The 21,552-nt window shown below is 38.4% G+C and carries 22 protein-coding genes; 1 reads left to right on the forward strand and 21 read right to left on the reverse strand.

Features of this window, described 5'->3' with window-relative positions:
• Positions 1-180: 180 nt before the first annotated feature.
• The 18 genes from mfd to metG form a co-directional block, all read right to left on the reverse strand.
• Positions 181-3,717 carry a transcription-repair coupling factor gene (gene mfd / locus CKJ95_RS11195; protein ID WP_099353515.1) on the reverse strand — a complete coding sequence of 1,179 codons (3,537 nt, stop codon included), beginning with the start codon at positions 3,715-3,717 and terminating at the stop codon, positions 181-183.
• 154 nt (positions 3,718-3,871) lie between these two features.
• A complete protein-coding gene (locus tag CKJ95_RS11200) occupies positions 3,872-4,102 on the reverse strand; it encodes an anti-sigma-F factor Fin family protein (RefSeq protein WP_099353516.1) in 231 nt (76 codons plus the stop codon).
• Positions 4,103-4,202: 100 nt separating this feature from the next.
• Positions 4,203-4,766 carry an aminoacyl-tRNA hydrolase gene (gene pth, locus CKJ95_RS11205; protein WP_099353517.1) on the reverse strand — a complete coding sequence of 188 codons (564 nt, stop codon included), beginning with the start codon at positions 4,764-4,766 and terminating at the stop codon, positions 4,203-4,205.
• 63 nt (positions 4,767-4,829) lie between these two features.
• A complete protein-coding gene (locus CKJ95_RS11210) occupies positions 4,830-5,477 on the reverse strand; it encodes a 50S ribosomal protein L25/general stress protein Ctc (protein ID WP_099353518.1) in 648 nt (215 codons plus the stop codon).
• Positions 5,478-5,572: 95 nt separating this feature from the next.
• Positions 5,573-6,526 carry a ribose-phosphate diphosphokinase gene (locus CKJ95_RS11215; RefSeq protein WP_099353519.1) on the reverse strand — a complete coding sequence of 318 codons (954 nt, stop codon included), beginning with the start codon at positions 6,524-6,526 and terminating at the stop codon, positions 5,573-5,575.
• 17 nt (positions 6,527-6,543) lie between these two features.
• Positions 6,544-7,923: a bifunctional UDP-N-acetylglucosamine diphosphorylase/glucosamine-1-phosphate N-acetyltransferase GlmU gene (gene glmU, locus CKJ95_RS11220; RefSeq protein WP_099353520.1), complete on the reverse strand. Its 1,380-nt coding sequence runs from the start codon at positions 7,921-7,923 to the stop codon at positions 6,544-6,546.
• 308 nt (positions 7,924-8,231) lie between these two features.
• Positions 8,232-8,522 carry a septation regulator SpoVG gene (spoVG, locus tag CKJ95_RS11225; protein ID WP_077620152.1) on the reverse strand — a complete coding sequence of 97 codons (291 nt, stop codon included), beginning with the start codon at positions 8,520-8,522 and terminating at the stop codon, positions 8,232-8,234.
• A gap of 143 nt (positions 8,523-8,665) precedes the next feature.
• A complete protein-coding gene (locus CKJ95_RS11230; RefSeq protein WP_099353521.1) occupies positions 8,666-9,040 on the reverse strand; it encodes a RidA family protein in 375 nt (124 codons plus the stop codon).
• Positions 9,037-9,897, reverse strand: coding sequence for a pur operon repressor (gene purR / locus CKJ95_RS11235; RefSeq protein WP_099353522.1), 861 nt, complete (start codon positions 9,895-9,897; stop codon positions 9,037-9,039). The genes CKJ95_RS11230 and purR overlap by 4 nt, the downstream gene beginning before the upstream one ends.
• A 54-nt stretch (positions 9,898-9,951) precedes the next feature.
• A complete protein-coding gene (ispE, locus tag CKJ95_RS11240; protein ID WP_099353523.1) occupies positions 9,952-10,821 on the reverse strand; it encodes a 4-(cytidine 5'-diphospho)-2-C-methyl-D-erythritol kinase in 870 nt (289 codons plus the stop codon).
• Positions 10,822-11,001: 180 nt separating this feature from the next.
• Positions 11,002-11,187: a small, acid-soluble spore protein, alpha/beta type gene (locus tag CKJ95_RS11245; protein ID WP_099353524.1), complete on the reverse strand. Its 186-nt coding sequence runs from the start codon at positions 11,185-11,187 to the stop codon at positions 11,002-11,004.
• Positions 11,188-11,350: 163 nt separating this feature from the next.
• Positions 11,351-11,620, reverse strand: a complete 270-nt coding sequence (gene veg / locus CKJ95_RS11250) for a biofilm formation stimulator Veg (protein ID WP_077620147.1) — start codon at positions 11,618-11,620, stop codon at positions 11,351-11,353.
• Between the two features lie 244 nt (positions 11,621-11,864).
• A complete protein-coding gene (gene yabG, locus CKJ95_RS11255) occupies positions 11,865-12,749 on the reverse strand; it encodes a sporulation peptidase YabG (RefSeq protein WP_099353525.1) in 885 nt (294 codons plus the stop codon).
• A gap of 125 nt (positions 12,750-12,874) precedes the next feature.
• Positions 12,875-13,768: a 16S rRNA (adenine(1518)-N(6)/adenine(1519)-N(6))-dimethyltransferase RsmA gene (gene rsmA, locus CKJ95_RS11260; RefSeq protein ID WP_099353526.1), complete on the reverse strand. Its 894-nt coding sequence runs from the start codon at positions 13,766-13,768 to the stop codon at positions 12,875-12,877.
• Positions 13,761-14,324: a ribonuclease M5 gene (rnmV, locus tag CKJ95_RS11265; RefSeq protein WP_099353527.1), complete on the reverse strand. Its 564-nt coding sequence runs from the start codon at positions 14,322-14,324 to the stop codon at positions 13,761-13,763. Before rnmV ends, rsmA begins: the two co-directional genes overlap by 8 nt.
• Positions 14,325-14,572: 248 nt before the next feature.
• On the reverse strand, positions 14,573-15,769 hold the full coding sequence (locus CKJ95_RS11270; protein WP_099353528.1) for a G5 and 3D domain-containing protein: 1,197 nt from the start codon (positions 15,767-15,769) through the stop codon (positions 14,573-14,575).
• Positions 15,770-15,993: 224 nt separating this feature from the next.
• Positions 15,994-16,761, reverse strand: coding sequence for a TatD family hydrolase (locus CKJ95_RS11275; RefSeq protein WP_099353529.1), 768 nt, complete (start codon positions 16,759-16,761; stop codon positions 15,994-15,996).
• Between the two features lie 56 nt (positions 16,762-16,817).
• Entirely contained in the window at positions 16,818-18,767 is a 1,950-nt protein-coding gene (gene metG, locus CKJ95_RS11280) for a methionine--tRNA ligase (RefSeq protein WP_099353530.1), read from the reverse strand.
• A gap of 510 nt (positions 18,768-19,277) precedes the next feature.
• On the opposite strand from metG, the gene CKJ95_RS11285 reads away from it, so the two are divergent.
• Positions 19,278-19,562, forward strand: coding sequence for an AbrB/MazE/SpoVT family DNA-binding domain-containing protein (locus CKJ95_RS11285; protein WP_099353531.1), 285 nt, complete (start codon positions 19,278-19,280; stop codon positions 19,560-19,562).
• Positions 19,563-19,609: 47 nt separating this feature from the next.
• On the opposite strand, the gene rsmI is transcribed toward CKJ95_RS11285, so the two are convergent.
• Genes rsmI through CKJ95_RS11300 form a run of 3 tightly spaced genes read right to left on the reverse strand, consistent with a single transcriptional unit; the run spans position 19,610 to position 21,480 of the window.
• Positions 19,610-20,485, reverse strand: a complete 876-nt coding sequence (gene rsmI, locus CKJ95_RS11290; RefSeq protein ID WP_099353532.1) for a 16S rRNA (cytidine(1402)-2'-O)-methyltransferase — start codon at positions 20,483-20,485, stop codon at positions 19,610-19,612.
• Positions 20,451-20,750 (reverse strand): GIY-YIG nuclease family protein, encoded by a 300-nt coding sequence (locus CKJ95_RS11295; protein ID WP_099353533.1) that lies wholly within the window; start codon positions 20,748-20,750, stop codon positions 20,451-20,453. Before CKJ95_RS11295 ends, rsmI begins: the two co-directional genes overlap by 35 nt.
• The gene (locus tag CKJ95_RS11300; RefSeq protein WP_099353534.1) at positions 20,737-21,480 is read right to left on the reverse strand and encodes a tRNA1(Val) (adenine(37)-N6)-methyltransferase; all 744 of its coding nucleotides are present in this window, start codon (positions 21,478-21,480) and stop codon (positions 20,737-20,739) included. Before CKJ95_RS11300 ends, CKJ95_RS11295 begins: the two co-directional genes overlap by 14 nt.
• Between the last annotated feature and the right edge of the window lie 72 nt (positions 21,481-21,552).

Genomic DNA, 21,552 nt, shown 5'->3' on the forward strand with positions numbered 1-21,552 from the left:
TACAATTTGTCTGGATTTGAATAAATCACCATTTGTTGTTGAGATTAGTATCTTACACCAACAGAGTTCTATTCACGATGAATGTGATTTTTCGATAGAGGAAAAAATAACCATACACAAGAACTATAGGCAACTCAGACTTTGGTTCTATTCCTTAGAATTTTACCTATGCCACCTGAGTTAAACGGCATTCACGTTTTCCTTTTTGACATCTTGTAATCCTTTGACCATATCATGAATAATGCCTAGCCATTGGTTTACCTCAATTCCCTTTGTTTGGATCACAATTTTTAATTTACTGCCTTCCATACCAAGGCTAATCATACGGCCAAATGTATTTCCTAATTTAAAAATCTTCCCGCCATCAATTTGACTGCTTGCCTCTTCTGATAGCAGAATGGTAATTTCCTGCTTGGCTTGCTTTATGGAAATAACCTGCTCCGCCAATGCATATACCTTTATTTTGGCAATCTTAAATAGGTAATCTACCTCTGCTGGATATTCACCAAATCGGTCAATCATTTCCTCTTGCAATTCATCGACATCCTCCATTTCTGTGATGCCTCTAAATCGCTTATACATATCAATTTTTTGGCGGCCATCAGAAATGTAGGCATCCGGAATATACGCATCTACCTCAACATCAATTTCCACATTTGCAGGTTTTACAGTAGTGGTATCACCTTTGCGTTCCTCAATAGCCTCTTTCAGCATTTGTGAATAAAGGTCAAAACCAACTGAATCAATAAATCCATGCTGCTGTGCTCCCAAAATATTCCCTGCACCACGAATAGAAAGGTCACGCATTGCAATTTTGAAGCCTGAACCAAGCTCTGTAAATTCCTTAATCGCTTGTAATCGTTTTTCTGCAACTTCATTCAACACCTTATCCTTACGGTACGTAAAGTACGCATAGGCAACACGATTCGAACGCCCAACACGCCCTCTTAGCTGATAAAGCTGCGAAAGCCCCATTCGGTCTGCATCCTGAACTATCAATGTGTTCACATTCGGAATATCAACACCTGTTTCGATAATGGTTGTTGTTACCAGAACATCATATTGACCGTCAAGGAAATTTAAAATAACTGCTTCAAGTTCATTCTCAGTCATTCTACCGTGAGCATAGGCAATCCTAGCATCCGGAACGAGCATCGAGATTTCTTCAGCCTTACGCTCAATATCCTCAACCCGATTATATAAGAAGTAAACTTGACCGTCCCTTGCCATTTCCCTTTCAATCGCTTCCCTTATTAGTTCACCATTGTATTCCATAACATATGTTTGAACAGGAAAACGATTCTCAGGTGGTGTTTCGATTACGGACAAATCACGGACTCCGAGCATGGACATGTGAAGAGTTCTCGGGATTGGTGTTGCAGTCAAAGTAAGCACATCAATATTCGCCTTTAGTTTCTTGATTTTTTCCTTATGTGTAACACCAAAACGTTGTTCTTCATCGATAATTAATAGCCCAAGGTCCTTATAAGTAATATCTTTAGACAATAGACGATGTGTTCCAACTACGATATCAACTGTCCCGGCTTTTAACCCTTTTGTTACTTCCGTTTGTTGTTTCTTTGAACGGAATCTACTCAATTGGCCAATTGTAATAGGGAAGTCCTGGAACCTTTCGCGGATTGTTTCATAGTGCTGTTGTGCCAAGATTGTCGTCGGAACTAAAAAGGCAACCTGTTTTCCGTCCATTATTGCCTTGAACGCAGCACGAATAGCAACCTCCGTCTTTCCATAGCCTACATCTCCACAGAGGAGTCGGTCCATCGGACGTTCACGTTCCATATCCTTTTTAATTTCCTGAATTGATCTTAACTGATCTTCTGTTTCTTGATATGGAAATGATGCCTCAAATTCTCTTTGCATTTCTCCATCAGGAGAAAAGGCATATCCCTTACTTGCCTCACGCTCTGCATACAACTTAATTAAGTCATCTGCTATATCTTGAACTGAGGATTCTACCTTTTTCTTCACACGCTTCCAATCAGTTCCACCTAATTTGTAAATCTTCGGATCCTTACCTTCTGAGGCTACATACTTTTGCACCTGTTCAATTTGGTCAACAGGTACATAGAGTTTGTCATCACCTTGATAGCGAATATGCAAGTAATCCTTATGGATTCCATTAATCTCTAAGGTTTCAATTCCTAAATACTTCCCGATTCCATGATTTACATGAACAACATGGTCGCCAACCTGTAATTCAGAATAGCTTTTTATCCGCTCAGCATTCGAAAGCTTTTGCTTTCGTTTTGTTTTCTGCATTTTCTTCTTAAAAAGCTCTTCCTCAGTTATTACTGCGATTCGTTGTAACGGTAATTCAAAGCCGTCTTGTAAATCGCCAAGTAAGATTTGTGCTTTTCCTAGCAAAATATCTCCATCGCTCTTACTAGTAAATGCATCGATTTCATAGTCTGACAGGACCTGTTCCAGCTTTTTCACTCGGTCCTCATTTGAACCAAGGAAAACAACTGTGTATTTACCCTTCTGCCATCGTTCAAGCTCTGCTTTAAGGACATGCATCTGGCCATGGAAGTTTTGCATCTGCTTGCATGACATATTTAAAATGTTCTGTGGGCTTGTATGAGGTACATGCCTTAGAAAAAGAGATAGATAAACCAAAGGATTGGTTGACTGTTGGATAAGCTTTGTAAATTGGTGTGACAAGGTAATGTTATGAATAATCTCACCTTGTGATAAAAGACTTGTTACCCACTCAGCCTCTTCTTTATCAAGACTATCAGCCATCTCCTGAACTCTACTAATTTCATCTAACAGTACGAGACCATTCTCAGGTAAATAGTCTAGTAAACTAGCAGGCGTATCATAAACAAGTGATAGATATTTGAACATTTTTTGTAAAATTTGACCATTTTTCATCTGCTCAAGTTCATAGGAAATGTTCTCTAATAGCAGTTTTTTCGCTTTCTCATCTTTAACCTTTTTTAGGCTTTTAGCTAGTCCTTCTTCTAATGCATGTACGCCTTTATCCAGATGCCCAGGCGTTAATAAAATTTCGGTAGCAGGTCCAATGGTGATCGAATTGATTTTCCCCTGTGATCGTTGATCTTCTAGTGAGAATGTGCGGATTGAATCTACCTCTGTATCAAATAACTCAATACGTACAGGATTTTCTTCTGTTAAGGGGTAAATGTCGAGAATTCCACCTCTTACGCTGTATTCTCCAGGTGCTGATACCATTGATACACGTTCATATCCCATCGCAACAAGTTTTTCTAAGATAGACTCCACTTCTATCTCATGTCCGACTGTAAATGTCAGCTGACTTTCATTCCATAGTTTCTTAGGAGGAAGGAGTCTCTTTAAACCCGCTATTGGAGCAACAATAACACCCTTTGATTTATGACTCCAATAGTTCAGGGCTTCAATACGCTGGCCTTTTAGCTCTGGGCTTGCAATTCCTATTTCTGATGCAATTAATTCATTCACAGGATAAAGGAAAACCTCGTCTTCTTCTAAAAGGCCGTTTAAATCCTCATAAATTTTCTGTGCTTGAAACAAATTATGGGTAACGACCAATATCGGTCGATTTGTTTGTCTATAGAGAGCTGCCGCAAACACAGTTCGAGCTGAACCAGATATACCAGCTATTAACTGTTCACGTAAGCCTCCTTCAATTCCATTTATTATTGATTTTAACTCATCATTATTCCCAACATATTGTTGTAGTCCCTTAAGCAACTCGGAAACCCCCTCTCGAAGTTTTTGCGTGTATAGTAGTAGTGCGTGCTTAAATAGATTCATTTATTGGATGTTGAATCTCGTAAAATGGAGCTTCACGCCTTTTTACATAAATAGAAAAACGCTTTGGTTGCAAAGGCCAAAGCTTTTCCTCTTATTGAATAAATGATTCATATTGATGAAAATCAGGATTCCGTTGTAACGCTTCCTGACAATCTTCACATATTGTCTTTACATGAATGTCGCCATTAGATTCGTATGATATCATTTCTTGTCGTTCTTGGTCTGTTAATTGATGAAACCCAAGACTCTCACTATGTAGGGATAGGTTATCAATACTTCCAACCTTCACACCACAATGTCGACAATGGTAGTGTAGTGACATAAGAATCCTCCTCTTTTACGGATACGTACATAGTTTACACATTCTAGTATAAACAGCGTTGAGATTCTTTATTCACTGCCACTTACCTAATCATACTACACTACTTTGCATTAAATTCGTTCATTACTTGTAAAAATGGTGTTGACACCCATTTTTCTGCAGCTTCTGTGGACTTATGTATTGCATCTTTAATATCCTGCATCTCCTCGGCTGGAAAACGACCTAAGACATAATCAGCTATCTTCATGCCGTTTGTTGGTCGATTGATCCCAATGCGAATACGCTTAAATTCCTGAGTGCCTAAATGCTGAATAATGGATTTCATTCCATTATGCCCCCCAGCACTTCCCTTTTCACGCAGCCTTATTTTTCCTACAGGTAAGTCGAGCTCGTCATATACAACAAGTATATCTTCAACTAGAATATCATAATAATCCATGAGTGGCCTGATACTTTCTCCCGATAAATTCATATATGTAAGAGGTTTTAAAAGTAGAACTTTCTCCCCATTCACCATGCCTTGACCAAAAACTCCATTGAATTTTGCCTTATCTAGCGGTATATGTAATTGATCTGAAAGCTCATCAATAACCTTAAACCCAACGTTATGTCTAGTCTCCTCGTACTGCCTACCAGGATTTCCTAACCCTACTATCAACTTCATTTTTTCCCCCACCTTGTTATGGCAAAAGGACGTAACCGTTTTGGTTACGTCCAACCTTTTTCTTTAGCCTTCTTCAGTTGCTTCAGCAGATTCGTTTGTTTCTCTACCCTCTAGGTTTTCAGGTACGCCAGGCTCTTGTTCTTCGCCTGTGCTAATCTCTTCTTCCTGTCGTGGTGCAAGAACTGAAGCCACAACCTGCGAAGTATCTTGGTTGATTGTAAATTTACCTTTTGTATCAATGTCCTCTAACTTAACAACATCCCCAACCTCTACGTTTGACACATCCACATCAATTGTTTGTGGAATATCTGTTGGAAGTGCAGAAATGGACACAGAATGGATGGACTGCTGTAGCACTCCGCCGTCCTTCACTCCAGACGCTTCCCCAACTAAATTAATATTCACGTCAACGGTAACTTCTGTTGACATGTTTACAATTTGGAAATCTGCATGAATGATTTCACTTTTAATTGGATCTGTTTGAACTTCTTGTAGCATAACGGAATGCTGGTTATTTTCAATTGCAAGTTTGATAATTCCATTACGACCAGTGGTGCGAATCGTTTTTAAAAAGTCTGCACTATTTACGTAAATGGGTTGACTTTGATTCGGCCCATTTAAGACTGCTGGGATGTTTCCAGCTTGTCTAATCTTTGTTAATGTGGAATTCTTATCCTTTACTCGTTCTGTCGCTTCTAAAACTACAGACATTCTATACACCATCCTTGGAAGATTTAGTCATATTACTAAATTTCCCCTAAAGATGATGAAGTAAACCTTCTTTTTTAAAAGAAAAGGGAGCTTTCTTAATCAAACAGTGTGCTCACTGATTGTTGCTCGTGAACACGTACTATTGCTTCACCGATTAGTGGAGCTACAGAAAGCTCCTTGATTTTACTGATCTTCTTCTCTTCTGGCAATAGAATAGTATTAGTTACAACCAACTCTTTGATTTTTGAATTTTGGATACGTTCAATTGCTGGTCCTGATAATACAGGGTGTGTACAACAAGCATATACTTCTGCTGCACCATTTTCGACAAGTGCATTTGCTGCTAAAGTAATTGTCCCTGCTGTGTCAATAATATCATCAATCAATATCGCCGTTTTTCCTTCAATATTACCAACGATATTCATCACTTCTGCTACATTTGGTCTTGGGCGACGCTTATCTATAATCGCAATTGGAGCCTTTAAGCGATCTGCCATTTTACGTGTACGTGTAACCCCGCCATGGTCTGGAGATACGATAACAATGTCTTCAAGATTCTTAGCTTTGAAATATTCGGATAGAATTGGCACGCCCATTAGGTGGTCAATTAAGATATCAAAAAAGCCTTGGATTTGCGGTGCATGAAGATCTAACGTAATAACGCGATCTGCACCTGCTGTTTCTAACAGATTTGCAATTAACTTTGCAGTGATTGGCTCACGTGCACGTGCTTTACGGTCTTGTCTTGCATACCCGTAATACGGCATGACAATATTGATAGTCTTTGCAGAAGCACGTCTAAGTGCATCAATCATAATTAATACTTCCATGATATGCTCATTTACAGGAGCACTCGTTGATTGAATCACAAAAACATCGCATCCACGAATACTTTCTTCAATGTTAATTTGGATTTCTCCGTCGCTAAAACGTGTTACAGAGCATTTCCCAAGCTCAACACCAATTGACTTAGCGATTTCTTCAGCCAAAGGTGCATTCGAATTCAACGAAAACACCTTTAAACTTGAGTCACGGTATTCATTAGGCATGATCTTACTGACCTCCATTAGGAATTTTTCTTTTGATTTAAGATCTCTACATAATTCTCTTTATTAACTTGACGAGCTCTAGCTATTGAAAGGGCGTTGCTAGGAACTTCACTTGTAATCGTTGATCCAGCCGCAACATACGCTCCTTCGCCAACTGTCACTGGAGCCACTAAATTTGAATTACATCCAATAAATGCATTGTCTTCGATCTTTGTTAAGAATTTATTTTTTCCGTCATAGTTAACAGTGATTGAGCCACAACCAATGTTTACATTTGTGCCAACCTCAGCGTCTCCAATATAGCTTAAGTGAGATACTTTACTTCCTTCACCAAAAACAGCTTTTTTCAGTTCAACAAAGTTTCCAACTTTAACTTTGTCACTGATTTGTGATGCTGGACGGATATGCGCAAACGGTCCGATTGCTACATCATTTCCAATACTACTATCATGTGCAACTGAATGGCGAATAACTGTACGTTCACCAATCTCACAATTCTTTATTTCCGAATTTGGACCAATCTCACAGTCCGAACCAATTTCAACATCCCCAATAATCATAGTTCCCGGATGTAAAACAGTGTCTGAACCGATTTTAGCATCTGATGAAATGTACGTATTGTCCGGATCGATAATGGTAACACCATTCATCATGTGCTGTTTATTGATTCTTTGTTTCATTAGTTTTTCTGCCTGGGATAAGGCATACCGATCATTCACTCCAAGTGTTTCTTCGAATGAAGCTGTTTGGAATGCAGATACGATTTCACCTTTATTCTTCAGAATTTCAATGACATCTGGAAGATAATATTCGCCCTGTACATTGTCATTCGACACATTTGAAAGCGCTTCAAATAGTGCTTCATTATCGAAACAATATGTACCCGTATTGATTTCGGTAATTGTTCGTTCTTCTTCAGTTGCATCTTTATGTTCAACGATACGCTCCACATGTCCTTCTGCACTGCGGACAATTCTCCCATAACCTGTTGGCTCCGCAGCCACAGCTGTTAGGATTGTTGCCTTAGCGCCAGCATCCTCATGCTGTTTTAATAACGCCTCCATCGTTCCTGCTGTTATAAGCGGAGTATCTCCACATACAACCAATGTTACTCCCTTTTCGTTCGCTAAGTGGTTTGCTGCCTGCATAACAGCGTGTGCTGTACCTAATTGCTCTTCTTGAAGGGCGTATTCACTTCTATCTCCAATTTGTGCTTTTACTTTTTCTGCTCCGTGTCCAACTATTGTCACAAGTTTTTGTAAGGATAATGTTGAAAGTTGATCTACTACATGCTGTACCATTGGTTTTCCACATACAGGGTGTAGAACCTTATAAAGCTTAGATTTCATGCGCGTTCCTTGCCCTGCGGCCAAAATTACGCCATATCGTTTTGTCATGTTCAGGCCTCCAATTAACCTAATCAAATTCGCCTCGGTGAATTTGCGTCCAGATTTTTTCGAGCCCGCTCGAAAATTTACCTTTGAAAATCGCATGTCTCCGCCGGAGGCTTTAACTTTATGGAATCCTCGATTGCATAAAGTTAAACCTTTTTATCCATTACGAATATATCTCAAAAAGAGACCATTTTCAAGAAAACTAACGAAAGTACACGTTTTTTTTAACTGGAAAAATTTTATTGGGGATAAGGGGGAAAGAAAAAGAGCCTATCGTGTATGTAGGCTCTTCGATGTAATAAATGTTTATTTTAGGATGCTCCCGCTTCTTCAAACTCAACCTCTACTTCACCTAAACGGTGATACTCAGCTAGTACAGCATCTTGAATCTTTCCACGAGTACCTGAGTTAATTGGATGAGCGATATCGCGAAACTCGCCATCTGGAGTACGTTTGCTTGGCATTGCAACAAATAAACCATTGTTGCCATCGATTACACGAATGTCATGAACAACAAATTCATGGTCTAACGTAATTGATGCAATCGCTCTCATTCTACCTTCAGTATTAACGCGGCGTAATCTAACGTCTGTCACTTCCATTCTGTTCACCACCTTTTTGACTATATAAAAACTTAGTTATTCATATTCAACGAAAAATCGGAATCTCCTGCTAAATATTAAATATTTTTTTAAAAAGATTCATACTTTTTTGTGAATGAACAGAATGTTAGTGAGAAACGCTATTATTTTACGAGTGCGATTACCTCAATTTCTACCAAAACATCTTTAGGGAGTCTTGCCACTTCAACCGTAGAGCGTGCTGGTTTATGCCCAGCAAAGAATTCCCCATAAATTTCATTTAGTTCAGCAAAGTCATCCATATTTTTAATAAATACAGTTGCTTTAACAACTGTGTCTAGGGATGCGCCCGCTTCAGCTAAAACGGCTTGCAGATTCTTAAAAACCTGTACCGTTTGTTCTTTTATTCCTCCACTTACTAGTTCACCAGCTGGTGTTAGAGGAATTTGCCCCGAACTAAAAAACATATTGTTTACAATGATTCCTTGTGAATATGGTCCAATTGCAGCTGGTGCTTGATCCGTTTGTACCTGCCTCATTCTTCTTCCCCCATTTCATCTTCAATTTCTACTTGTCGTAGGTATGATTCATAATTTCCAACAGCAACTTTAATTTGTTTTTCTTTCACATCAACTTCTGTAAGTTTTACTAAGGATATGTACTCATCAACTAGTCTTTCTTCGACACCTTCAGATTCAACTAGGACACCGATTCCTTTAACGTTTGCATTGAACTCTTCAAGGATACTAACCATTCCCTTCACAGTTCCGCCAGCTTTCATAAAGTCATCGATAATTAGGACATTTGCTCCTTCCTTCAAACTCCGTTTAGCCAATACCATTGTCTGTATCCGCTTTGTAGATCCGGATACATAATTAATACTCACAGTAGAGCCTTCAGTCACTCGATTGTCATGTCTTACAATTACAACAGGAACGTCTAGATATGAGGCAACAGCATATGCCAACGGAATTCCCTTTGTTGCAACAGTCATGACAATATCAATCTCATGATTTGAATATATAGAAGCAAAGATTTTCCCGATTTTATTCACAATTCTCGGGTCTCCAAGTATATCAGTAAGGTACAAATACCCACCTGGAAGAAGCCTATCTGGATTTGCTATCACCTTACAAAGTTCCTCAACAACCTCACTAGCTTCTTCTTCCCCGACCATTGGAATAAATTTTACTCCTCCAGCAGCGCCAGCCACAGTAATTAATGTTCCAATTCCTTGCTGCTCAAACGTTTGCTTGATAATGGCTAGATCCTCACTAATTGAGGATTTAGCAGAATCATATTTTTCAGCAAAATAAGAAAGAGAAACAAGGTGCTGTGGATGTAAAAGCAAGTGATTTGTCATATCAACAAGTCTACTACTCCGTCTAAATTTCATGGCATCCTCCAAAAACCGAATATTTTATAGATAATATACCATTAATATACGTCTTTATTCAACCTTATTTCGCTCACCAAGCAATCTAACTGCATAAACCTGGTCACAAAAGCCACGCAATCCATTATAAATTCGCTGCATTCTAGATTCTCTTTGAACAAGCCCAAAAACAGTAGGTCCGCTTCCGCTCATTAATACTGCATCCGCACCAAACCGTTTCATTTGATCCTTTATGTTTGCTACTTCTGGATGGAGTTTTAGAGTTACATCCTCTAATACATTACCGACACGATCGCAAATCCCGCCAAAGTCCTTCTCCTCAATTGCTCGAATCATCCCATCCACATCTGGATGATTGATTTGATCAATTGAAAGGTTCCGATAAACATCTGCTGTTGAGACCCCTATTGTTGGTTTTGCTAAAATGACCCAACAATGTGGTGGTGCAGGTAATTCTGTTATAATTTCACCTCTGCCAGTTGCAAGGGCTGTCCCACCATAGACACAAAAGGACACATCTGAGCCAATTTCAGCACCAATCGATGCAAGTTCATCTAGACTAAGTCCAAGGTTCCAAAATTTATTTAATCCTCTTAACGTTGCGGCTGCATCACTGCTTCCACCAGCGAGCCCTGCAGCTACTGGAATTGATTTTGTAATCGAAATGACGACGCCCTTTTTTACACCGAATCGCTTTTTCAGTAGGCTTGCAGCCTGATAAGCTAGGTTACGGCTGTCATCCGGTACAAAGCGATTATGGGAAACGACCTTAATTTCATCCCCCTCATAATCGGATAATTCAAGCCTGTCCGATAGATCGATGGTAGTCATGATCATCCGCACCTCATGATAACCATCTTGCCGCTTATGCAATACATCGAGCGCTAAATTGATCTTTGCCGGGGCCTTAACTAATAATTTCATGAAAACACCTGCTTTAAACGTAAAATTCAATATTGACATTGTACCATAAAGTAAACACCGTAAAACAGTGATGTCATGCTGTCTGCACTGTTTTTTATGTAAATCGTTCATAACGACCTTATTCTTATATAAAGAAAGCCGAAGCGAATCTGCTCCGGCGTCGTAGTTCAAGAAACTGTTTTACTGGTTTTTTCCCTTTTTAGCAAGCTGTTGTTGCCCAATTTCAATTGCCCGTTTTACCATATTGCCGGCATCACGTGAACGAATTGCACCCCAACCTTCATTTTTTACAGTGTCATAAAAACCAAGTTCTTTTGCTAACTCTTCTTTAAAGGTTTCCGACATAATTCCTCTACGTCTTCCCAATAACTACAACCCCTTTCTACCTACGACAATCTTAGTATTAGAAAAACAAGGGTTAATTATAGTAACAATTTATCCTATTAATTCTTTTTTAAACAAAAAACGTGGCACTTTTTTAGAAAAGCACCACGTTTTTAGACAAAATAAAAAGCAGCAAACACAATGTCTACTGCCCACTTATAGCAATGTTCCCAGATGTCTCATCAAAGAATGTTAATTGAACGGTTTCTGTAAGGATATCAGCATAGCTGTATGATACTCGCTCAAACGAGTTCTCGTCCTGGTCTAGTTCAATTACAAATACAGAGGGGTACGTTTCAGCGAGCACTCCCGAGCGCTCGATTGTCTTTCTACGACCACCGTTCGCCTTTAAAGTAAGCCTCTTGCCTAAATTTGTATCTAAAGACCTTTTGATATCAAGCAAAGTTTTTCCCATTTCACTCCACCTCACTATTCTAAGTATACCAAATAAATCTTAAAACGTCAAACAAAACTAAAATTATAACAATGATACAAAATACTTGTCAATATATATTTTCCTACATTTTTCTTAGTGCACAACCGATAGTATGTTCAAAAGTGTAGCTAATATGTATAAAAACAAGATTTCTTTCATCGACATATTTTTCAATTGTTTCTATATGTAATAAAATACCAAAGGGAATCTCTAGCGTAACACGTTAGAGATCCCCTTCTTCATCATCCTCTAGTTTTTGGTAAGGCATACCCGTTCGTAATACACCCTTAGTTTCAATCCCTCCCAGGCCCTTTTCTCCTGTTAATGTATTTCGCAGAACATCCCATACATTAATTCTTTCATCAAAAGGAGTAAAGCAAATTTTTGCAACGATATATACAGGGTCTAAAGCATGTATATTGACTCTTGAAGGTGAACTTGCATAATTTGCACCCGCTCTTATCAAAGACTCGAAGTGGGACTGGCATGCACCTGCAAAAATAACGAGTTGATCTAAATGCGGAACTCTTTTTCTTGCCTGTCGAACCGTTTGAGCAAAATGGCGAGAATGCCGATATGCCTTTAGTTCAGTAACCTTTCCCTTCGACTTTGAAAATGCATCATGCCCAGTTATCACAAGTATGTCAGGTCTATATTTATCAAGCAGTTCATCAATCTTGTCTGGCATTTCCTTTTCATGACAGTGTACTCCATATACCGGAACACCTATTTTTTCATATAAAGCTAGGCACTTTTTTAAGTAATTGGGGTCACCATCAATGTGCAGAACTCTTCCTGGGATTTGAAAAAACTCTGTATCATTTGCATAACCACCTGTCGCATGATATTCATTTTTTTGCCTAATTAACTGATAATCTTGTCGAAAAAGGCGATAGGAATGATCCACTTTTTCTCGATCGGTCCGCTGTCTCTTCTGTCTTTCGTTCTCATCGACTAGAACTAAATCTTCATATGGAGCATCTGCGATCAACCTTACATCTTCACCATATAAATAAACAGTTTGATCATGTGTAATTTCTGTTACTTTAAACAACAAGTCAAACTGATAGGATTTCCTTGCAACAATATCACCAACTTTTATTTCCATCCTCACCCACTCCAACTTCGAGGTAATTTGCGCTTATGAGATACCTACTTGTTAGCCTATGCAGCATAGCCAAAAGTGGTGAGAGGAAAGAAAGTTGGAGAACTAACAATATAAAAAAAGACCTACTATTCAGTAGGCCCTTTGTCTAACATCTTATACAATTCATTACTCAAGTGCCCGAATTCTTCAATCGATAATGTTTCTCCGCGACGTTTTGGATCGATATTTGAAGTGGCTAAACACCCTTCTATTACTTCTTTTAAAGCCTTCCCATTTGGAAGATTTGACGTTAAGTTATTTAAAATTGTTTTTCTTCTTTGCCCAAATGAAGCACGAACAACATCAAAAAAGAAGGATTCATTCTCAACCTTTACCGGAGGTTCCTTCCTTTTGATCAAGCGAATCACAGCAGAATCCACATTTGGTTGTGGAACAAATACGGTTCTTGGCACCGTCATGACAGTTTCAGCAGTCGTATAATACTGAATGGCAATTGATAATGAATTATAATCCTTTGTACCGGGTACAGCTGAAATCCGATCTGCTACTTCTTTTTGCAGCATTACAACAATGCCTCTTAATGGGATGTTTTCTGTTAAAAGCATCATAATGATAGGCGTCGTTACATAATAAGGGAGGTTGGCAACTACCATAATATCGCTAGTTCCCTGCATTTTTTCGTTAATGACAGATTGTACATCTGCTTTTAATACATCCTCATGGATAATTTCAACATTTGGATATGGAGATAACGTATCTGCTAAAATCGGCAAAAGTCGACCATCTATTTCAAATGCGACCACTTTTTTTGCTCGCTTAGCAAGCTGTTCGGTTAATGCCCCAATTCCTGGCCCAATTTCAATTGCGCCTGTTTCCTCTGTAATTTCAGCGTGGTCAACTATGCGGTGGAGAATATTTGTATCAATTAAAAAGTTTTGTCCTAAGCTTTTCTTAAATGAAAACCCATGCTTTTCTAATATTGCTCTTGTTCTTATAGGTGTGGCGATATCTTTAATCACTTTGCCTTTCCCCCTGTAGTACTTTTTCGACAGCCTCATCAAATGCCTCTTTTGTAATTTGGAACATTTGCAGGCGTTTATACAGCTGTTTTCCGTTAGTATAACCAATTTTCAAAAGGACGCCTAGCTTTTCTCTTCGTTCTTTCGCCTTGCTTCCTCCAATCAATCCTGCCTCCACCAGAGCGTCTAAGTCGATATCAGAGTAAAAGTCTTCCCGCTCTTGTTTAACCTCTGATAAGGCCTTTCTAATCGCCTCTGGGGTAGCATGCTCAACCCCTACCTTTTTACCTGACTTCGCAAGTGCTTCTTTCTTTGGCAAAAAAGCATGCTTACATCCAGGAACAGCATTCGCCACAATTTTACGGATTCTCTCCCCAGGGTAGTCTGGATCTGTAAACACGATGACCCCTCTTACTTGTTGAGCGTGTTTAATTGTTTCTAAAACGGCCTGATTAACGGCTGAACCGTTTGTTTCAATTGTATCGGCATCAACCGCTCTTTTGATTGCTACGGTATCATCTTTGCCTTCCACAACAATTATTTCTTTTATTTTCATTTTTAGTGAAACCTTTCTCGATTTATTTCGTCTAACATTATAGATACAAATATTACATAATTATAACAAAAAAGACATAGACATAAAAAGAAGTGTTCCAGTGCCTTGATCAGCCCTGACAAGCACAAGACGAGCCAGCGAGAAGGTTGCTCTTTGACCTTCTTGATGGATTGGCTTGTGACCTCGAGGGGCTAGGCACTGGAACCGGACATAAAAAAACAGAGGAATATTCCTCTGTTCATTGCAAGTTAATTTAAGATTTGAATTTTCACCTTTCGTTGTCCCCAACGAAAAGCTTGGGATTTCTCCGAGAAAAAGACATCAATCTTATAACCTTTAATATCGGTTCCCTTGTCTCCAGCTACTGCATAGCCATATCCTTCTACATACACTTTTGTACCTAAAGGAATGACACTAGGGTCAACCGCAATAACCTTAACATTTGGATTTGCACGAAGGTTAATTCCTGTCGCAGTTGTTCCTGAACAACCACTACAATACGCAGTATACGCTGTCGATGAAACATAGAACTCTTTTGCAACATTACCTGTACCACGGGAAACCTGTTGAACAATTTCACGTGTACCAACTGCTACAACTTTATCTTTACTATCTTGTAAGGTTTCTGTTTTGATAAGATCTCTCGAAACTTCTTTTCCATTTTCAAGAACGACTTCGTAATGCTTTGCAAGCTTACCCTCTTGACCAGGATTTACAACCTTTTGCTTGCCCTTATCAATGCTGTTGTCTTTTTTCTTCACAACTGCAAAGGCAACAGATTCTTCCACTACATCGGTGACTTTTTCTACTCGTACAACATTGACGACACTATTTGCTGTAATCTGTGCTTCCATTCCTGGTTCTACTCGATCCAATTCATTTAGTGTAACATTTTGACCTTTTAAAAAGTCAGCGACAGTAGTCGAAGTGGACCAAACTTGTGATTCGGTACCGCCGTCATTTAAAGTGAGTTGAAATGCTTTTTCAACTTCAACTTTCATATCTTCTTTTAACTTTGTATCTAAACTTGGATTGACTTTATCGTGTTCTGAAATTTCTACCTTAGTGTCTTTGAAAAGATCTCCCACGGTTTTGACTGTTGTCCAGACCTTTTGTGGCTGGTTATCAACTACAAGCTCAACCGGAATAGCCTCTTGCCACGTCACTTTCAAATTGTCCTTGATTGCCGTATCCATTGATGGTGAAAGCTCGTCATGTTTCGAGACATCTATTTCTAAATCTTGTAGAACTTCTGCAACCGTGTTTGCGTGCGTCCTTATAACTTGCTCATTTCCATTTAATGATAGTGTAACTGTATCCTTTGTAGTTTCATATGTAGCATAACCCGTACCGGCACCTACTAAGACTATAAAACTACTGATCGAGACTATTAATCTCTTTTTGTGCTTTGACTCGGAAAACAGTTTTTTCATGTTTTTAAGCAAATGAAAAACGCCTCCTTCTCTCAGTGGATTATATAAAGGATCTTTTATTCTGTCAACCCCACCCCTTTTTCCATTCACCGTACTAAATATTATGCAAGAAGAATTTCTAAAAAGGAAGATTTAGTTGTCGACAAAGATATATATGAGACAAAGGAGACATGTAGAACTTTTTCTAATTAACTTATAGTTGGACAAGCTACCCTATTTTTTGACAAAATTTGCTATCATTTTATGCCGAAAAATCGCTTCGCATTGTCGGATGTTTTTTGGGCAATTTCCTCAAATGTGACCCCTTTTAGCTCCGCTATTTGCTCTGCTACATATTTCACATAGCTTGGTTCATTTCGTTTTCCTCGAAATGGATGTGGTGTTAAATAAGGACAATCCGTTTCAATTAATAGACGGTCTAATGGAATTTCAGCCGCTACCTCTTTTGGTTTTTTTGCATTTTTAAAGGTAACGGGTCCGCCAAATGAAATATAAAAGTTCATATCCATACATTGTTTTGCGACTTCAACACTACCGGTAAAGCAGTGCATAATGCCGCCGACCTCACTTGCGTTTTCTTCTTCTAAGATTTCAATAATGTCGGCAGTTGCCTCTCGATTATGAATAACAATGGGTAGCTTTACCTTCTTTGCTAGCGCAATTTGCTTACGAAAGACTTCTTTTTGAATTTCTTTTGGTGACTTGTCCCAATAATAATCAAGACCCATTTCACCTAAAGCTACGACCTTTGGATGAGAACAAAGCTCTTCAATCCATTTGAGGTCTTCATCTGTCATATCAATTGCATCCACTGGGTGCCATCCAACCGTTGCATAAATAAACTCATATGTGTCGGCTAATTCAATCGCTCTTGTAATCGTTTCACGGTCAAACCCAACGACTACAATTATTTCAACACCTTCACTTTGTGCTCTTTCAATTACTTCTTCTAAATCTTCTTGATACTGTATCGCATTTAAATGAGCATGTGTATCAATTAACATAGTTAAAACTCCTTTTTCCGTATGTAAAAGGGACAGAAATTATCTGTCCCCTTTTGTTATTTTACTTTAGCTCCATTTGGTAGGCTTTGATCAATCGTCGCGACTGATAGCTTCCCATCAACAGATCCTGCTAAAATCATACCTTGTGATAATTCTCCACGTAATTTTACAGGTTTAAGGTTTGTTACACAAATTACCTTCTTACCTACTAATTCCTCAGGAGTGTAATATTGTGCAATACCAGAAACAACCTGACGCTTTTCAAAACCTAAATCTAATTGAAGTTTTAAAAGCTTATCGGCTTTTTTTACAGGCTCTACTTGAAGTACCTCTGCTACACGAAGCTCAACCTTCATAAAATCATCAATTGTGATCTCTTCGGCTTGCTCCACTTCTTTTACAGGCTCTTCTTTTTTCGTACCACCCTGCATTTTAGCTTTTATATATTCTACTTCCTCAGCAATTTCTAATCGTGGGAAAATAGGCTCACCTTTTGAAACCTGAAGCCCTTCTTGTTTTATTCCAAACTCAGATATGCTTTCCCATGTTTTTAATGCTTCGTCTTTCATTCCAAGTTGTGTGAAGATCTCACCTGGAGTTTTGATTAAAAATGGCTCAAGCATGATTGCTGCAAAACGAAGGGATTCTGCTAGGTGACTCATAATTGAACCAAGTTCATCCTTTTTCGCTTCATCCTTTGCAACGACCCAAGGCTGAGTTTCATCAATATACTTATTTGTACGACTAATGAACTGCCATAGAGCTGTAAGTGCAACAGAAAACTCCATTTTCTCCATCGCTTCTTCATATTTAGAAACAGTGTCACCCGCAAAATTCGCTAACTGCGTATCATATACTGATTGATTACCTTGATAGGTTGGAATTGTACCATCAAAATACCGACCGATCATCGCTACAGTACGGTTAAGTAGGTTGCCTAAGTCATTTGCCAAGTCAAAATTGATTCTTTCAACAAACCCTTCAGGTGTAAACACACCGTCAGCACCAAAAGGAACCTCACGTAGTAAATAATAACGAAGTGAGTCAAGCCCATAACGGTCAATTAATGTAACCGGGTCAACAACATTTCCTTTTGATTTTGACATTTTTCCATCCTTCATTAATAACCAACCATGAGCAAATACTTTTTTCGGTAGTGGAAGGTCTAATGCCATTAGCATAATTGGCCAGTAGATCGTATGGAAACGAACAATCTCTTTTCCTACTAAATGAACATCAGCAGGCCAATATTTTTGATATTTAGTATCATCATCAGTACCATAACCTAATGCCGTGATATAGTTTGATAAAGCATCAATCCACACATAAATGACGTGCTTAGGATCTCCTGGTACTTTTACACCCCAATCAAAAGTTGTTCTTGATACAGCCAAATCCTCAAGACCAGGCTTAATAAAGTTATTAATCATTTCATTCTTACGTGACTCAGGTTGGATAAACTCCGGATTCTCTTCATAATACTGAAGCAAACGATCTACATATTTACTCATTTTGAAGAAATAAGATTCTTCCTTTACCTTTTCAACTGGACGGCCGCAGTCAGGGCAGTTTCCATCCGCTAATTGTCTTTCTGTAAAGAATGATTCACAAGGTGTACAATACCAGCCTTCGTATTTATCAAGGTAGATATCGCCTTGTTTAACAAGTTGGTCAAAAATCTTTTCGACAACCTTTTTATGACGATCTTCCGTAGTACGAATAAAATCATCATAAGAAATCTCAAGCTTTTGCCATAATTCTTGGATACCCGACACAATCTCATCAACATACGCTTGTGGGGTAACACCTTTTTCAGCTGCAGAACGTTGAATTTTTTGACCGTGCTCGTCGGTTCCTGTTAAAAACATTACATCATATCCACGTAGTCTTTTATATCGGGCCATAGCATCTGCGGCTACAGTTGTATATGCGTGTCCTATATGTAATTTTCCACTTGGATAATAAATGGGTGTAGTTAAATAAAATGTTTTATTTTCTTGTGCCATCGTTAAACCTCCTCTTATCAAGTACACGAGTAGACATACTATTCATCTATTCCTATTATATCTTCAAAATATACCTAAAGCACGAGAAAAGCGCAAGCGCCTGTAGCCCCTACTCCTTGGAGAGAAATAAGAAATGCCAATTTTCCGTATGTACATAGATATGTAAGCAAATCAGGAAGGAAACTATTCGACAAATACTAGATAGAACCTTTTATTCGACAAAAATAACATGAATTTTGTAGAATTTTGTCGAATCGAATTACCATTTTTCCCTTTATTATAGTACAGTAATTATTCGTAAAACAGTAGATTAATTAGGTTGGGGTTTCTTTAAAAGCCCGATGTTATAAGACACACGTACCATTATTATACATATTTTAAAAGAATTGTAGTTAAAAGTGATTGACGTTAAATGGAAATCTTGATATTATTATCTAGAAATCAATTTGTCGAAAATTGACGATATAGAGAGATAAATAATAATAATAATATTGAGAGGAGAAAAAAGAAATGAAATCTACAGGTATTGTTCGTAAAGTTGATGAATTAGGTCGTGTGGTTATTCCTATCGAGCTTCGTCGTACATTAGACATCGCTGAAAAGGATGCGCTAGAAATTTATGTTGACGACGACAGAATTATTTTAAAGAAATACAAGCCAAATATGACTTGTCAAGTAACTGGTGAAATTTCAGATGATAATTTCACACTTGCTAATGGCAAGATTGTTCTTAGCCGTGAAGGTGCAGAACAAATCCTTCAAGAGCTTCAAAACAATCTAACAGTTGTAAAATAATAAATGATAGACGAAAAGCTTCTCGGTTTGAGAAGCTTTTTTCTATTCTATAAGCCATGGTATTCTTGGTAAATTTCTCTCTTCTGCTGATTTCGGTCTTTTGCAACTTGTTTAATTGCTTCTTTCGTTGTCATTGACCTAGTCTCAACATAATGATTAACATGATGTTCAATCGATAGCTCTTCCCACCAAGCATCTAAAGCCTCTTCATCACCTTGCTGCGATCCCTCTACAACAAGACAGAACTCACCGCGAACGGTATCCTCCTCTGACCAAGTAAGAATTTCGTCTAAATCACCACGAATAAACTCCTCAAATTTCTTGGTTAATTCACGAGAAACTGTCACTTTACGATTTCCAAGTATCTCTCTCATAATCTTTAATGTTTCTTTTAAACGATGTGGAGCTTCATAAAAAAGCAGTGTCGCTTGGATATGTACTAAACTCTCCAGTTGTTTTCGTTTCGTCTTCTTATTACGGTCTAAAAACCCATAAAAATAAAAAGGTTGTGTACTAAGTCCCGAGGCTATCAATGAGGTTAATGCCGCATTTGCACCTGGCAGAGGAACGACATACATCTTCTCCTGAACAGCTTCTACAACCAGTTCATAGCCCGGATCGGAAATTGTCGGCATCCCGGCATCACTTACAATTGCCACATCTTTTCCATCACGCAAGAAGGTAAGAATTTTTTCGCCACTCACCTTTTTATTATGTTCATGATAACTTATAACCGGTGTTTCAATTTCAAAATGATTGCACAGTTTCCTTGTTTGCCTTGTATCCTCTGCCGCAATAACTGCTGATTCTTTCAACGTTTTAATCGCCCGAAAAGTCATATCTTCCAAGTTCCCAATCGGAGTCGGAACGAGATATAAAGTTCCATATTCATAATTTGGTTGAAAGCTTTTTTGCTGCCACATATCGCTCCCCACTTTCCATAGCAAGCAACCGTTCTTTCTCAGGCCGCTTCAGTCGTTTAAATCTATATTCTGCACGCATTGCTTCTTCCTTAGTATCAAATTCCTGTGAAAATAAGAGGGTAATGGGACCTCTTCCTCTTGTATACTTGGCCCCTTTACCTTCGTTGTGCTTTTTCAAACGTTCCTCAACATCAGTTGTATAACCTGCATAGAAGCTTCCATCCTTACACTCTAAGACATAGAAATAATGATTATTCGTCCCCATAGAGAATCTTCCTTATCTCTTTGGTATACTCATTCTGCTCATTGTATATATAGAGAGGCGGTAAAATTTTCAGGTCTGCATTTCCGAACTTAATCCCTTCAACCAAGATGGTATTCGCTTCTTTACCAAGTCTTGGATGGACAAATTGCAAACGCTTTGGTTCTATTCGATATTGTCTCATTAAGGTTAGTATATCCATTAATCGGCCTGGTCGATGGACGAACGCAACCTTGCCTCCTTGCTTAACCAATTGGCTACTAACACGAACGACATCCTCTAATGTGCAATAAATTTCATGGCGAGCAATCCTAATATATTCATTTTGATTCATTTCATCGGCCTTTGGTGTTGGAAAATATGGCGGGTTGCAGGTTACCACATCGAACTTTCCTCGACCTAGCTGATCAGGCATGTCCTTAATATCACCATGAATAACCGAAAGTTGAGTAGAAAGCTCATTGTATTCAATATTTCTTTTGGCCATGTCATAAATACGCTCTTGAATTTCAACACCTGTAATTTCTGCTTTTGACCTTCTACTTAATAGCAGTGGAATAACTCCATTACCTGTACATAAATCAATGATTTTTCCTTTTTGAATTGGCACATACACAAATCGCGCCAGCAGTACCGTATCCAATGAAAAAGCAAATACAGAAGGGCTTTGGATGATTCTCAAGTTTTCCGCTAATAAATGATCTAATCTTTCATCATCATATAATTGAACCATTGCATTCTGTTTCCTTCCCTATGATTATCTATATCATATTATAAACGTATTGTTTAGAAATGAAAAAGCCCT

This window comes from Fredinandcohnia onubensis, from assembly GCF_002734285.1.
In the GTDB taxonomy this organism is placed as follows: Bacteria; Bacillota; Bacilli; order Bacillales; family Bacillaceae_L; genus Ferdinandcohnia; species Ferdinandcohnia onubensis_A.

Excerpts from the sequence above, each read along its gene's own strand:
- CKJ95_RS11200 (WP_099353516.1), bottom strand. The coding sequence starts at position 4,102 with ATGTCACTACACTACCATTGTCGACATTGTGGTGTGAAGGTTGGAAGT.
- pth (WP_099353517.1), bottom strand. The coding sequence starts at position 4,766 with ATGAAGTTGATAGTAGGGTTAGGAAATCCTGGTAGGCAGTACGAGGAG.
- CKJ95_RS11210 (WP_099353518.1), bottom strand. The coding sequence starts at position 5,477 with ATGTCTGTAGTTTTAGAAGCGACAGAACGAGTAAAGGATAAGAATTCC.
- CKJ95_RS11215 (WP_099353519.1), bottom strand. The coding sequence starts at position 6,526 with ATGCCTAATGAATACCGTGACTCAAGTTTAAAGGTGTTTTCGTTGAAT.
- glmU (WP_099353520.1), bottom strand. The coding sequence starts at position 7,923 with ATGACAAAACGATATGGCGTAATTTTGGCCGCAGGGCAAGGAACGCGC.
- spoVG (WP_077620152.1), bottom strand. The coding sequence starts at position 8,522 with ATGGAAGTGACAGACGTTAGATTACGCCGCGTTAATACTGAAGGTAGA.
- CKJ95_RS11230 (WP_099353521.1), bottom strand. The coding sequence starts at position 9,040 with ATGAGGCAGGTACAAACGGATCAAGCACCAGCTGCAATTGGACCATAT.
- purR (WP_099353522.1), bottom strand. The coding sequence starts at position 9,897 with ATGAAATTTAGACGGAGTAGTAGACTTGTTGATATGACAAATCACTTG.
- ispE (WP_099353523.1), bottom strand. The coding sequence starts at position 10,821 with ATGAAATTATTAGTTAAGGCCCCGGCAAAGATCAATTTAGCGCTCGAT.
- veg (WP_077620147.1), bottom strand. The coding sequence starts at position 11,620 with ATGGGAAAAACTTTGCTTGATATCAAAAGGTCTTTAGATACAAATTTA.
- yabG (WP_099353525.1), bottom strand. The coding sequence starts at position 12,749 with ATGGAAATAAAAGTTGGTGATATTGTTGCAAGGAAATCCTATCAGTTT.
- rnmV (WP_099353527.1), bottom strand. The coding sequence starts at position 14,324 with ATGAAAATAAAAGAAATAATTGTTGTGGAAGGCAAAGATGATACCGTA.
- CKJ95_RS11275 (WP_099353529.1), bottom strand. The coding sequence starts at position 16,761 with ATGTTAATTGATACACATGCTCATTTAAATGCGATACAGTATCAAGAA.
- metG (WP_099353530.1), bottom strand. The coding sequence starts at position 18,767 with ATGGCACAAGAAAATAAAACATTTTATTTAACTACACCCATTTATTAT.
- CKJ95_RS11285 (WP_099353531.1), top strand. The coding sequence starts at position 19,278 with ATGAAATCTACAGGTATTGTTCGTAAAGTTGATGAATTAGGTCGTGTG.
- rsmI (WP_099353532.1), bottom strand. The coding sequence starts at position 20,485 with ATGTGGCAGCAAAAAAGCTTTCAACCAAATTATGAATATGGAACTTTA.
- CKJ95_RS11295 (WP_099353533.1), bottom strand. The coding sequence starts at position 20,750 with ATGGGGACGAATAATCATTATTTCTATGTCTTAGAGTGTAAGGATGGA.
- CKJ95_RS11300 (WP_099353534.1), bottom strand. The coding sequence starts at position 21,480 with ATGGTTCAATTATATGATGATGAAAGATTAGATCATTTATTAGCGGAA.